We start from the raw sequence: 12041 nt of genomic DNA on the forward strand, positions 1-12041 counted from the left end.
GGACACCGACGGCCCCGGCTTCCGCCCCCCGGCCGGGCCGTCCTCTTCCCGGGTCTTTCCCGCTTCCTGACCTCTCCCAGCTGCTGGTGCGCGGGTCGGCGCCAGGAGCCCCGGTCCACACCCTGCTCGGCTCCGGTCGGTCGTCCACAGATGCGGCGCCACCCCTGGTGCGGGTCCCTCCCGCCGCGGCACGGTCGGTGCCATGACCTCACCAGCGATCCTGTCGCCCACACCGGCGAGCCTCCCGCCGGCACCCGAGCAGGAGCTCCGGGCGGCCCTCGGGCCGCTCGCCCCGATGCTCAGCGACCCCGCGGTGACCGACATCCTGGTCAACGGACCGGACAGCGTCTGGTGCGACCGCGGCGAGGGCGTGGACCGGGCCGCGCTCCGACTGACGGACGAGCGCAGCGTGCGCAGGCTGGCCGTCCGGCTCGCCGCCCTGGCAGGCCAGCGCCTCGACGAGTCCAGCCCGTGGGTCGACGGCCTGCTGCCGGGGGGCCTGCGCCTCCATGCGGTCCTGCCGCCGCTGGTCGAGGGGACGGCCCACATCAGCCTGCGTGTCCCGCGCCGACGGGTCCCGAGCCTGGAGGACCTGCGGGCCTGGGGGATGGTCGACGACGTGGGGCATGTGCTTCTCGAGGCGGTGATCGACTCGACGGTGTCCTTCGTGGTGGGTGGCGGCACGGGCACGGGCAAGACCACGCTGCTGGGCGCCATGCTCTCGCGCTGCGACCCGGGTCATCGGCTCGTGGTCGTGGAGGACGTCCGTGAGCTGCGCATCGACCATCCGCACGTCGTGCACCTGCAGGGCCGGGCGCGCAACGTCGAGGGCCGCGGCGAGGTCACCATGACCAGCTTGGTGCGGCAGTCGCTGCGGATGCGGCCCGACCGGGTCGTCGTGGGGGAGGTGCGGGGAGCCGAGGTGCGCGAGCTGCTGACCGCGCTCAACACCGGTCACGAGGGTGGCTGCGGCACGGTTCACGCCAACGCGGCCGGCGATGTCGTGTCGCGCTTCGAGGCGCTGGGAGCACTGGCCGAGATGTCCCGCTCGGCGGTCCGGGCCCAGGTGGGCAGCGCGATCGAGGTGGTGATCCACCTGGCCCGCGACGGTCGTGGCAGGAGGACCCTGCGCGAGATCGCTCTCCTCCGGGACCATCCCGAGCGCGGTGTCCAGGCGGTGACGGCTCTGGCCGCTGGCACGCAGGGCTGGCGACCTGGGCCAGCGCTCGACGAGCTGCTGCGCCGGCTCGGTCTGGAGCGAGGTGAACTCCCGTGGTGACCGGCTTGTCCGGGGTCGGCGGAGCAGTCGTCCTGCTGGCGCTGCTGGCAGGAGCCTCGGCGGGCGTCGGCCTGGCGCCTGCTCGTCCGCGAGCGACGCCGGTCCCGGCCGGCGCGGGTGCAGGTCGGGGGCACGGACCCGTCCCTCCCGCGCCCGAGGTGTCCGGCCTGCTGCGCCGGTGGCGCGCGACCCGAGACCGCGCAGACCGGAGAGCGGCGGAGGAGCTCGGCGTGGTCGGCACGATCGCCGCGGCGTTGGAGGCGGGGCTGCCCGTCGCCCGCGCCGTCCGCCTCGCGGTTCCGGACCCCCCGGACGGGTCGACGGATGGCGCCGACTGGCGTCCGCTCGCCCGAGCGGCGGCCGAGGGTCAGGCGTTGGCCCCGGCCTGGGACCGCCTCGGGCGCACGACCTCCAGCCCCACGCTCACGGCGGTGGCACGGAGCTGGGCGGTGGCCAGCAGGAGCGGAGCGCCGATCGCCGACGCCCTGCGGACCAGTGCCCACGTCGCCCGTGAGCGACAGCGGCTGGAGCGTGCGATCAGCGCCGCCAGTGCCGGAGCCCGGGCGACCGCGACCGTGCTGACCTGGCTGCCCCTGGCGGGAGTGGCGCTCTCCGCGGTGCTCGGCGTCGGGCCGGTCGAGCTCTACGGCAGCCCCTCCGCCCTTCTCTGCCTGGGGGCGGGAGCAACGCTCCTCCTGGTCGGGCGACTTCTCGTGCGACGCCTCGTCGCGCGCGTCGTCGCGGAGCTGCGATGAACCCGCTCGCCACGATCGCGCCGGGGACCGGTCTGCTCGTCGCGGCCCTCACCGTCGCGGCTGCGCTGGTGCCGCTCGTCCGGGTCTCCACGCCCCGGTCGAGCTGGACCCCGCCGCGGCGGCCGACGCGCCGGGGCACTCACGTCTCCTGCTCCGCGGACGTGGCCGAGGCGCTGGACCTGCTGGCGCTCGCGCTGCAGGGCGGGGTGTCGCTCGGCGCGGCCGCGCGCACCGTGGCCGTCGAGCTGGACGAGCCGCTCCGGGGTGAGCTAGACGCCGTGGGGCAGGACCTGCTCGAGGGCAGGGACGCCTCCCCGAGCTGGGAGTCGGCCGGTGCGCGATGGGAGCCCGCCAGACGCACCGTCGAGGTGGCCTCGCTCGCCGGTGTGCCTCCCGCCCCCGCGCTCCGCCAGACCGCGACGGACCTGCGTCGTGGCTCCGTGGCCCGCGCCGAGGTGGCGACCGCCCGGCTCGGGGTCCGCCTCGTCCTCCCGCTCGGGCTGGCGTTCCTCCCCGCCTTCGTGCTGACCACAGTCGCCCCGCTCGTCCTCGCCCTCGTCCGGGACCTGTCCTGGTGAGGCCCACGCCCCGGCCGCTCGACGGTCGGCACGAGCGTCTCCGTCCGGAGGCGCCACCAACCCACTAGGAGGGGAACATGAAGAACACCACCATCCGCCTGCGCGACGCCGTCAGGGAGCTGCGGCACCGCGGGGAGGCGGGCATGACCACCGCGGAGTATGCCGTGGGCACCATCGCGGCGTGCGCCTTCGCCGCCGTGCTGCTCGCCATCCTCAAGTCCGGTGCCGTCAAGGGGGTGGTCACCTCGGTGATCACCACCGCGCTCTCGGTGTCGCTGTGAGTCGTCGCGGGCGCGGACCCGGGATAGGGGGATGGTGAGCGCCGAGCTGGCCCTCACCGTCCCCGCGGTCCTGCTGGTGCTCGCGATCTGCCTGACCGCCCTGAGTCTGGGGGTCGATCAGGTGCGGTGTGAGGACGCGGCGCGCGTGGCAGCGCGCGCCGCGTCCCGCGGCGAGGAGACGGCCGTCGTCGAGCAGCTGGCGCGGGCTCGGGCACCGGAGGGTTCGAGCGTCGTCCTCGGCCGGGACGCCGAGGCGGTCACCGTCGAGGTCCACGCGCCGTCCCGGGCGCGGCTGCTACCAGCACTCCCGGCGGCGCACGCCTCTGCGCGCGCGGTGTGGGAGCCAGGAGCGGCGCCGTGAGGCCGGGGGTGGACCGCCGTCGTGACGCGAACCCCGACACGGGCTCGGCGACGGTGCTCGGCATCGGCCTCGTCCTGGGCGTGGTCACCGTCCTGGTGCTCGCCCTCGGGCTGGTGGCCGTCCTCGTGGCCGGCCAGCAGGCGCGCACGGCCGCCGACCTCGGCTCCCTGGCCGCCGTCGGCGAGGTGGTGCAGGGTGTGGATCCGCCAGGGGCCTGCGCGGTGGCCGGGCAGGTCGTCGATCAGCACCGGGCTCGACTGGTGGCCTGCGCGTGGGAGCCGTCCGGCGGTGCCTGGCCCGAGGTCGTGGTCTCGGTGCGCAGGTCGGTGCCCGCCACCCCGTGGACCGTCACCGCGAGGGCACGCGCCGGGACCGTGCCATCCCGCCCCACTCCCAGGAGAGCTCGAGGGAGGCCGCCCCCTGCTCGACGCTGAGCAGGTGGGCCGCCAGGTCCGCTCCCAGGCTCACCTCTTGCGGCTCCTCGTCGCCGAACCTCCCGAAGCAGCGCGCGGGCACCCGGCCAGCGTCGAAGACCGCGGTGAGGACCGCGGAGGACGTGCCCTTGGGGACTAATCGTGAGTAGAAGGGGGCCATGGCCCGGCCACGGTCGGTGGTCTCGTCCTCCAGCACATGATGCTGCCCGGGCATGAGCGGCGCACTGAAGAGCATCTCGGCGGCGATGATCGGCGCGGTGGCGTGCCGCCGGACCCGACCGACCCGGCAGCCGGAGGTGTGACGCATGCTGAGGAGACCGGACGAGGAGCCCTCGACGCCGAAGTAGACGGCGATGTAACGGTCCGGGAAGCCGCTGGCCGCCTCGACGACGAGCCGAGTGGTGACGCCGCGCAGGTGACCCTGGGCGTCGAGGGTCGCGGTCTCGTGGATCATGCGGGTCGTCAGCACCCCGGCCGACCGGTGCACCAGGGGCTCCAGGGTCGAGGCCAGCTCGCTCGACAGGCTCTGCCCCAGCGAGGCGACCGGGGCCGCCACCCCCGGGTCGAGGCCGAGGCAGGCCCCCTGCTCGGGTCGACCTGGCCGCTGACAGTCAGGTGGAGCGGGGGGACCGCTGTTCTCCCGGGCCGGTGCCGGTGGTGCGCCCCGCTGCACGATCGCCACCGGACCGGGGCAGGATCGGCTGCTCGTCCGAGGCAGCCGACCCGGACGCAGAGCCGCCGGCGCCCGACCGCGCCGCGCCCGAGTCGCGCCCCAACCGCGCGGCGTCCTGCTGCCGCTCAGAGCGACGGTCGGACTCGGTGGCCTGGCGTCGCAGCTCGCGGACCTCCTTGGCGCGGCGTGCCTTGGCGCGGGTGCCGACGGCGAGCAACCACAGCCCGCTCGTCGCCGCGGCCAGGGTGATCCCCCCGACGACGAACAGCCAGATCGGGGTGATCTCGACGTTGAGCACGCCGTGGGAGATGGCGACGGGGTCCATGCCCTGGGTGGCGAGCCACATGTAGATCACCACGGCGAGCGCCACAAGCAGGAGGATGACACCGAAGACAACCATGACGGTCCTTTCGTGAGCGGCGGGCGGTCCGCGTCCGGCAGGGCCGGGCGGGTCCCCCTGGGCGCAGAGAGTACCGCAGCCGGCCCGGCTGCTCGGCCGGTTGACCCCGCTCGGCTAACGGGCGGGGACCACCACGGTGCGCTCGCTCAGCAGGTGGTCCAGCACCGCGATCGCGCCCCGCTTGTCCAACGGTTCGTTGCCGTTGCCGCACTTGGGAGACTGCACGCACCCCGGGCAGCCGTCGGTGCAGCCGCAGGATCCGATCAGGTCGCGTGTGGCCGTCAGCCACTCCGCAGCCTCGGTGAAGGCACGCCGGCTGAAGCCCGCGCCCCCCGGGTAACCGTCGTAGACCATGACCGTCGGCAGCCCGGTGTCGGGGTGCAGGGCGGTCGAGACGCCGCCGATGTCCCACCGGTCGCACGTGGCCAGCAGCGGGAGCATGCCGATCGAGGCGTGCTCCGCGGCGTGCAGCGCCCCCGGCACGCCCGCTTCACCGACCCCGGCCAGGGCCAGCTCCTCCAGCGGCAGCGTCCACCACACGGCCTGGGTGACCAGGGTGCGTGAGGGCAGGTCGAGCGGATGCGTGCCGATCACCGTGCCGTCGCTCAGCACCCGCTGGAAGGAGGTGACCTGGGTGGTGACCTCGACCCGGCCCGAGGCCAGCGTGGCCGCCCCCCACGGCTGCACGACGGAGGTCTCCCGGATGACGAAGGTGCTCTCGCTCCGTGCCCGGGTGCTCCATCCCGGATCGCCCGCGACCACCAGCGCCACCGATGCGTCGAGGTCGAGCTCGGTGACGACGTGGGGCTCGCCCTGGTGCACATAGACCGCGCCCTCGTGGACGGTGCTCAGCGCACGCGCCTCGTCGACGGTGCCGAGCACCCTGCCGCTGCGGCCGTCGACGATCTGCACGGTCTGCCCGACGCCACGCAGCGCGACGTGGTCGCTGGCCCGGTCCGGGCGGGCCCAGTACCACCCCGTGGGGCGTGCCCGGAGGATCCCACCGACCACCAGCTGCTCGGCCAGGCCTGCCAGACCGGGGCCGAACCACCGCGCGTCCTCGGGGGTGAGCGGCAGCTCGGCCGCGGCCGCAGCGAGGTGCGGCCCCAGGACGTAGGGGTTCTCCGGGTCCAGGACGCAGTTCTCCACCGGCTCGTCGAAGACGAGCTCCGGGTGCTGCAGCAGGTAGCTGTCCAGCGGGTCGTCGGAGGCGACCAGGACGGCCAGGGATGAGGCGCCGCGGCGACCGGCGCGGCCCACCTGCTGCCAGAAGGAGGCTCGGGTCCCCGGCCAGCCGGCGATGACGACGGCGTCGAGCCCGGCGATGTCGATGCCCAGCTCCAGCGCGCTGGTCGCCGCCAGGCCCATCACGGTGCGGTCGCGCAGCGAGGACTCCAGGGCGCGGCGCTCCTCCGGCAGGTAGCCCCCGCGGTAGCCGGCGACCTGGGGCGCCGCGCTCCCGGAGCACGAGGCCGCCCTCGCCTCCAACGCCTCCCGCGCCCGCGCTGCGACGTGCTCCACCCCGACCCGGGAGCGGGTGAAGGCGACGGTCTGCACGCCCGCTCCCACGAGATCGGCCAGCAGGTCGGCCGTCTCGGTGGCGGTTCCGCGCCGCCGTCCGTCGTCGGTGCGGCCGGGATCCCAGAGCGCGACGACCCGCTCGCGGCGGGGTGAGGCGTCCGCGGTCACCGCGGTGACCTCCTGCCCGACGAGAGCACTCGCGAGCTCGTCCGGCGCGGCCACGGTGGCCGAGGCCAGGATCACCGTCGGCTCCGCGCCGTAGCGCGCCGCGACCCGCAGCAACCGACGGAGCACCGCCGAGACGTGGGCGCCGAAGACCCCGCGGTAGACGTGGCACTCGTCGACCACGACATACCGCAGCGCCCGCAGGAAGGGCGCCCAGCGCTCGTGCCCCGGGAGCAGCGTGTGGTGCAGGAGGTCGGGGTTGGTGAGGACGTAGTGGGCGTGCTCCCGGATCCACCGGCGCTCCTCGCCCGGGGTGTCGCCGTCGAGCCGGGCGACCCGCACGCCGGGCACGGCGAGCGTGTGGAGCCGTACCTCCTGGTCCGCGCCGAGGGCCTTGGTCGGGGCGAGGTAGAGCGCCGTCGCGCCGCGGCCGGTGACCGCTCCCGTGCCCTCGCTGAGAGCTGTGAGGACCGGAAGCAGGTAGCCCAGCGACTTGCCCGAGGCCGTGCCGGTCGCGACCACCACGTGCCGCCCCGCGTGGGCGAGCTCGGCGACCGTGCCCTGATGCTCCCAGAGCGTGTGGATGCCCTCGCCGTGGAGCGCCGCGGTGACGGTCGGCGCGCACCACGTGGGCCAGGGGACCACCCTGCCCTCGCGAGCCGGCACGGTGCGGACGTGCACCAGCCGGTCGGCCCGGGCACCGCGGGACAGGTGCTCCAGGACGGCCCGCGGGTCGACGTCGGTCTGCTCCAGGTGGTCCATCTCGTGACCCACGCTACGCGGGGCCGCCGACCTACCCGCTGCGCATCGCGGCGGGTGCTAGGAGTTGGGGCCGGTGATCACTACAGTGATCACATCCGACCGATGTCCCGCGGGTCCGTCCGCGCCATCGCCCGCAACGGTGCGGGCCGTTCCAGGAGGCACACATGTCCCCAGTCGCTGCCGCGAGCGAGGTCTCGCTCTCGGGTGCCGACACCTCGATCGTCATCGTGGTGCTGTGCATCGCCCTCGTCGCCCTCGTCATGGGGTTCATGTTCCGCCGGGAGGTGCTGGCGACCTCCCCCGGCTCGGGCTCGATGCAGGAGATCGGCAGCGCCGTCCAGGAGGGCGCGTCGGCCTACCTGGGGCGGCAGTTCCGCACCCTCGCCATCTTCGCGGTCGTCGCCTTCGTGCTCCTCCTGGCGCTGCCCGCGGACGACATGTGGATCCGGATCGGCCGGTCCGTCGCCTTCCTCCTCGGCGCCGGCTTCTCGGCCTTCATCGGCTGGCTCGGCATGAACCTCGCGACCGCCGCGAACATGCGGGTCGCCGAGGCGGCGCGCACCACGGGCCGGGACGACGGCATGCGGATCGCCTTCCGCACCGGAGGCACCGTCGGGATGGCCACCGTCGGCCTGGGCCTGCTCGGCGCGGCGGTCGTCGTGCTCGTCTACCAGGCGACGCCGCCAAGGTGCTCGAGGGCTTCGGCTTCGGCGCGGCCCTGCTCGCGATGTTCATGCGCGTCGGCGGCGGCATCTTCACCAAGGCGGCCGACGTCGGCGCCGACCTCGTCGGCAAGGTCGAGGCCGGCATCCCCGAGGACGACCCCCGCAACGCGGCCACCATCGCCGACAACGTGGGTGACAACGTCGGGGACTGCGCGGGCATGGCGGCCGACCTCTTCGAGTCGTATGCCGTCACCCTCGTGGCGGCGCTCATCCTCGGCACCGCCGCGCTCGGCGCCGAGGGTGGCCTCGTCTTCCCGCTGGTCATCCCGGCCATCGGCGTCATCACCGCGATCATCGGCGTCTTCATCACCAAGGCCCGGGCCGGGGAGAACGGCCTGCAGGCCATCAACCGCAGCTTCTACATCTCCGCGGCCATCGCGGCCGTCGCCTCGGTCGTCGCGGCCTTCGTCTTCCTGCCGGCATCGCTGGACGTCACCGGCGGGTTCGCGCTGCAGGACGGGTCGGCCGGCGGGGAGCAGATCAACGCCGCCGTGGGCGGGGCCGCCTCCGTCGTCATCGGCATCGTGCTGGCCGCCTTCATCCTCTGGCTGACCGGCTACTTCACCGGCACCGAGACCAAGCCCACCAACGACGTGGCGCGCACCTCGCTCACCGGCCCGGCCACCGTCGTGCTCTCCGGCATCGGGGTCGGCCTGGAGTCCGCGGTCTACACCGCGGTCACCATCGCGGCGGCGATCTTCGCGATCTTCACCCTCGGCGGCGGCTCGCTCATCGTCTCGCTCTTCTTCGTGGCGCTCGCCGGGTGCGGGCTGCTCACGACGGTCGGCGTCATCGTGGCGATGGACACCTTCGGCCCCGTCTCCGACAACGCCCAGGGCATCGCCGAGATGTCGGGCGACGTCGACGGCGAGGCGGCCCAGATCCTCACCGAGCTGGACGCGGTCGGCAACACGACCAAGGCGATCACCAAGGGCATCGCGATCGCGACCGCGGTGCTCGCGGCCACGGCGCTCTTCGGCTCCTACCTGGACGCCATCCTGCAGGCGCTGGAGACTGCCGGCGACGCCAGCGGCGAGGTGCTCCAGTCCTTCCTCGTCTTCGACCCGCGCGCGCTGGTGGGCGTCCTCATCGGCGGCGCCGTCGTCTTCCTCTTCTCCGGCCTGGCGATCAACGCCGTCACCCGGGCCGCGGGCGCCATCGTCTTCGAGGTCCGTCGGCAGTTCCGGGAGAAGCCGGGGATCATGGACTACAGCGAGAAGCCGGAGTATGCCCGCGTCGTGGACATCTGCACCCGCGACTCGCTGCGCGAGCTCGCCACCCCGGGCCTGCTCGCGGTCTTCGCCCCGATCGCCGTCGGCTTCGGGCTCGGGGTCGGGGCCCTGGCTGGCTACCTCGCCGGGGCGATCGGCACCGGCGTCCTCATGGCGGTCTTCCTCGCCAACGCGGGCGGCGCCTGGGACAACGCCAAGAAGATCGTCGAGGACGGCAACTTCGGCGGCAAGGGCACGCCCGCGCACGAAGCGACCGTCATCGGTGACACCGTCGGCGACCCGTTCAAGGACACCGCGGGCCCGGCCATCAACCCGCTCATCAAGGTGATGAACCTCGTCGCCCTGCTCATCGCGCCGGCCATCATCGGCCTCACCTACGGCGACGGCGCCAACGACCTGGTCCGCTGGGGCATCGCGCTCGTCGCGATGGCCGTGATCGTGGGGGCCGTGATGGTCTCCAAGCGGCGCGACATCGCCATCGGCGAGAGCGAGCCGGCACGGGCGGTGGAGAGCTGAGCCTCCCGCCGCCGGGGAGCGGTGACGGCGCGGCGCTCGCCGACCTGCGGGCCGACCTGGAGGCCGCCGACTACACCGTCGACCGGCTCGCGCAGGTGCTGGGGCCGGTGGCCGTGGCGGCGCTGCACCGGGAGCAGCCGTTGCCCGCGCTGCGGGCCACCGAGGGGTCCGAGGACCCGGTGGCCGTGCTGTGCCGGCTGTTCGCCCTGGGCGCTCGCGTCGCGGCTCGCGAGCTGGACCGCGCCCTGCCCCGGACCGGTGCCTCGGGACTGCTGGCCCTCCGGTTGGTGGCGCGGCACCGGTCCGGCTCGGACCTGGTCGCCGCCTGCGACCTGCGTCCCTACGCGACCGAGCAGGAGCGGTGGTGGGTGGTCTCGGACCGCTCCGAGATGGCGACCGGCGGTCCGCTCCCGACCGACCACGTCCTCGGGATCGGCGGTGCCTCGACCACCCTGTCGAGCTGGACCCCACGCCCCCGGGTCGAGCGCGCGCTCGACATCGGCACCGGCAGCGGCGTCCAGGTGCTGCACCTGGCCGGGCACGCGGCATACCTCGTCGCGACCGACCTCTCGGAGCGGGCGCTGCGCTTCGCCCGCTTCACCCTCGACCTCAACGGGGTCGACGCGGACCTGCGCCCCGGCAGCCTGCTGGACCCGGTCGCCGACGAGCAGTTCGACCTCGTCGTGAGCAACCCGCCCTTCGTCATCACCCCGCGCGACCCGGACGTGCCGGTCTACGAGTACCGCGACGGCGGGCAGGCCGGGGACGCGCTGGTGGCCGGGCTGGTGCGGGACCTGGCCGCACACCTGCGTCCCGGGGGGATCGGACAGCTCCTGGCCAACTGGGAGCTGGGGCCGCAGGAGGCATGGACCGACCACGTCGGGGCGTGGTTCGACGGGATCGGGCTGGACGCGTGGGTGGTGCAGCGCGAGGTGCAGGACGTGGCCGACTACGCCGAGACCTGGATCCGCGACGGTGGGCACCAGCCGGGCACGGCCGACTTCGACGCGATGTATGCCGCGTGGCTCGACGACTTCGCGCACCGGGGCGTGGAGCGGCTGGGTTTCGGGGTGGTCACCGTGCAGCGTCCGCTCACCAGGCGCGAGTCGTGGACCGACCTCATGGACGTGCGCACCCCGGTCGCCAGCCCGATGGGGCCGGCCGTGCTGGCCGGTCTGCGTGCCAGGACGTGGCTGGCCGAGCACGACGACGACGCGCTCCTGGACACCGCCTGGCAGGTGGCGCCGGACGTCACCGAGGAGCGGATCGGCGTGCCCGGTGGCGACGACCCGCAGGTCATCCAGGTGCGTCAGGGCGACGGGCTGCGCCGGACCGTGCGGCTCGACACGCTCGGGGCCGGCCTCGTCGGTGCCTGCGACGGGGAGCTGACCGCCCGACAGCTGTGTGCTGGTCTCGCGGTGCTCACCGAGCAGGAGCCCGGGACGATCCACACCGCGGTGCTGCCGACCCTGCGCAACCTGGTCAGGGACGGCCTGCTGCGCTGAGGGAGATCAGCGCGCCTGGCCGAAGCGGTAGGCGGAGCGGGCGATGAAGAACTGCCGGCCCAGCTCGGAGCTGCGGCAGGTCACCCCGTCCTCGCTGGACTGGCAGGAGGCGCCCTCGACGGCGAGCGTCCGGCCGTACTCCAGCACCGCGGCGTCGGTGTCCTCCACGCCGGTGGTCGGCGCGCCCACCTCGTCGGCCCACCACCCGCCGGCGACAGCACCGGCGGCGGGGGCCAGCGGCTCGGGCGGGCAGGTCCAGACCCCGCTGGCGTCGGTGAGCACCATGGCGTCGGCCGAGGCGATGTCGCAGTCCCCGAGGCTGTCGTCGACGAGGTGCTCGGCGTTGGCGTCGTAGGTCTTGTCCAGCAGCTGACAGGTGGCGCTCGGGCCGTTGAGCACGCAGGCGATGTTGCCGCTGGGCGTCACGAAGGCGGCGCTGTCGCCCTGCACGGTGATCGTCCCGCCGTCCTCGCTGACGCTGCGGTCCCCGGCCGCGGGCTGGATGTCGGCCGGCTCCGTGGGCGGCGGTGCCGGCTCGGCCTCCTCCTCGCTCTCGCCGGAGGCCTCACCCTCGGCGGCGTCGTCGGTCTGGTCCTCGGATCCCGACCCCTGAGCACCCTCCTGCTCGCCCTGGGTGCTCGCCCCGCCGTCGGGCGTGTCCTGCCCGCCGTCCTCGCCGTCGCACCCGGTGAGCAGCACCGCCGCGACCGCCAGCGCCGCAGCGCCGGGGCGCAGCCGCCGTGCACCGTGCATACCTGTCCTCCGCGTCGAGCCGCGAGCCGTCATGAGAAGTCAGCGTAGCCGTTGGCCGTGCATGCGTTACGGTGCTGCCCGAGGTCCCCGTGTCGGGCGTC

11 protein-coding genes and 1 pseudogene are annotated in these 12041 nt (G+C 74.3%); 8 read left to right on the forward strand and 4 right to left on the reverse strand.

Features of this window, described 5'->3' with window-relative positions; all coding sequences use genetic code 11:
• The first annotated feature begins 202 nt into the window (after positions 1-202).
• The 6 genes from BJF86_RS04030 (at position 203) to BJF86_RS04055 (ending at position 3688) form a co-directional block, all read left to right on the forward strand.
• Entirely contained in the window at positions 203-1279 is a 1077-nt protein-coding gene (locus tag BJF86_RS04030) for a TadA family conjugal transfer-associated ATPase (protein ID WP_075817079.1), read from the forward strand.
• Positions 1273-2034: a type II secretion system F family protein gene (locus BJF86_RS04035; protein WP_022925437.1), complete on the forward strand. Its 762-nt coding sequence runs from the start codon at positions 1273-1275 to the stop codon at positions 2032-2034. The genes BJF86_RS04030 and BJF86_RS04035 overlap by 7 nt, the downstream gene beginning before the upstream one ends.
• Positions 2031-2612 (forward strand): type II secretion system F family protein, encoded by a 582-nt coding sequence (locus BJF86_RS04040; protein ID WP_022925438.1) that lies wholly within the window; start codon positions 2031-2033, stop codon positions 2610-2612. Before BJF86_RS04035 ends, BJF86_RS04040 begins: the two co-directional genes overlap by 4 nt.
• Positions 2613-2689: 77 nt before the next feature.
• On the forward strand, positions 2690-2893 hold the full coding sequence (locus BJF86_RS04045) for a DUF4244 domain-containing protein (protein ID WP_022925439.1): 204 nt from the start codon (positions 2690-2692) through the stop codon (positions 2891-2893).
• A gap of 31 nt (positions 2894-2924) precedes the next feature.
• Positions 2925-3254 (forward strand): TadE family type IV pilus minor pilin, encoded by a 330-nt coding sequence (locus tag BJF86_RS04050; RefSeq protein WP_052327859.1) that lies wholly within the window; start codon positions 2925-2927, stop codon positions 3252-3254.
• The gene (locus BJF86_RS04055; RefSeq protein ID WP_158068369.1) at positions 3251-3688 is read left to right on the forward strand and encodes an Rv3654c family TadE-like protein; all 438 of its coding nucleotides are present in this window, start codon (positions 3251-3253) and stop codon (positions 3686-3688) included. Before BJF86_RS04050 ends, BJF86_RS04055 begins: the two co-directional genes overlap by 4 nt.
• Here the strand turns inward: BJF86_RS04055 and BJF86_RS04060 are convergent.
• From BJF86_RS04060 to BJF86_RS04070, 3 genes are all read right to left on the reverse strand, one after another.
• Positions 3603-4244, reverse strand: a complete 642-nt coding sequence (locus BJF86_RS04060; protein WP_075817081.1) for a hypothetical protein — start codon at positions 4242-4244, stop codon at positions 3603-3605. The genes BJF86_RS04055 and BJF86_RS04060 overlap by 86 nt on opposite strands.
• A 55-nt stretch (positions 4245-4299) precedes the next feature.
• The gene (locus tag BJF86_RS04065; RefSeq protein ID WP_075817082.1) at positions 4300-4761 is read right to left on the reverse strand and encodes a hypothetical protein; all 462 of its coding nucleotides are present in this window, start codon (positions 4759-4761) and stop codon (positions 4300-4302) included.
• Between the two features lie 114 nt (positions 4762-4875).
• Positions 4876-7209: a DEAD/DEAH box helicase gene (locus BJF86_RS04070; protein WP_075817349.1), complete on the reverse strand. Its 2334-nt coding sequence runs from the start codon at positions 7207-7209 to the stop codon at positions 4876-4878.
• Between the two features lie 164 nt (positions 7210-7373).
• Between BJF86_RS04070 and BJF86_RS04075 the strand changes: the two are divergent.
• A pseudogene (locus BJF86_RS04075) lies at positions 7374-9682 on the forward strand (sodium-translocating pyrophosphatase).
• Between the two features lie 95 nt (positions 9683-9777).
• A complete protein-coding gene (locus BJF86_RS04080) occupies positions 9778-11187 on the forward strand; it encodes a methyltransferase (protein WP_237768078.1) in 1410 nt (469 codons plus the stop codon).
• A 6-nt stretch (positions 11188-11193) separates the two neighbouring features.
• Here the strand turns inward: BJF86_RS04080 and BJF86_RS04085 are convergent, their stop codons facing one another.
• Positions 11194-11940, reverse strand: a complete 747-nt coding sequence (locus BJF86_RS04085) for a hypothetical protein (RefSeq protein ID WP_075817084.1) — start codon at positions 11938-11940, stop codon at positions 11194-11196.
• Between the last annotated feature and the right edge of the window lie 101 nt (positions 11941-12041).

The organism is Serinicoccus sp. CNJ-927 (genome assembly GCF_001942435.1).
Taxonomy (GTDB): Bacteria; Actinomycetota; Actinomycetes; order Actinomycetales; family Dermatophilaceae; genus Ornithinicoccus; species Ornithinicoccus marinus.

Bases quoted from the DNA above. Each gene is read 5' to 3' on its own strand.
- BJF86_RS04070 (WP_075817349.1), bottom strand. From the start codon at position 7,209: ATGGACCACCTGGAGCAGACCGACGTCGACCCGCGGGCCGTCCTGGAG.
- BJF86_RS04050 (WP_052327859.1), top strand. From the start codon at position 2,925: ATGGTGAGCGCCGAGCTGGCCCTCACCGTCCCCGCGGTCCTGCTGGTG.
- BJF86_RS04040 (WP_022925438.1), top strand. From the start codon at position 2,031: ATGAACCCGCTCGCCACGATCGCGCCGGGGACCGGTCTGCTCGTCGCG.
- BJF86_RS04085 (WP_075817084.1), bottom strand. From the start codon at position 11,940: ATGCACGGTGCACGGCGGCTGCGCCCCGGCGCTGCGGCGCTGGCGGTC.
- BJF86_RS04030 (WP_075817079.1), top strand. From the start codon at position 203: ATGACCTCACCAGCGATCCTGTCGCCCACACCGGCGAGCCTCCCGCCG.
- BJF86_RS04045 (WP_022925439.1), top strand. From the start codon at position 2,690: ATGAAGAACACCACCATCCGCCTGCGCGACGCCGTCAGGGAGCTGCGG.
- BJF86_RS04065 (WP_075817082.1), bottom strand. From the start codon at position 4,761: ATGGTTGTCTTCGGTGTCATCCTCCTGCTTGTGGCGCTCGCCGTGGTG.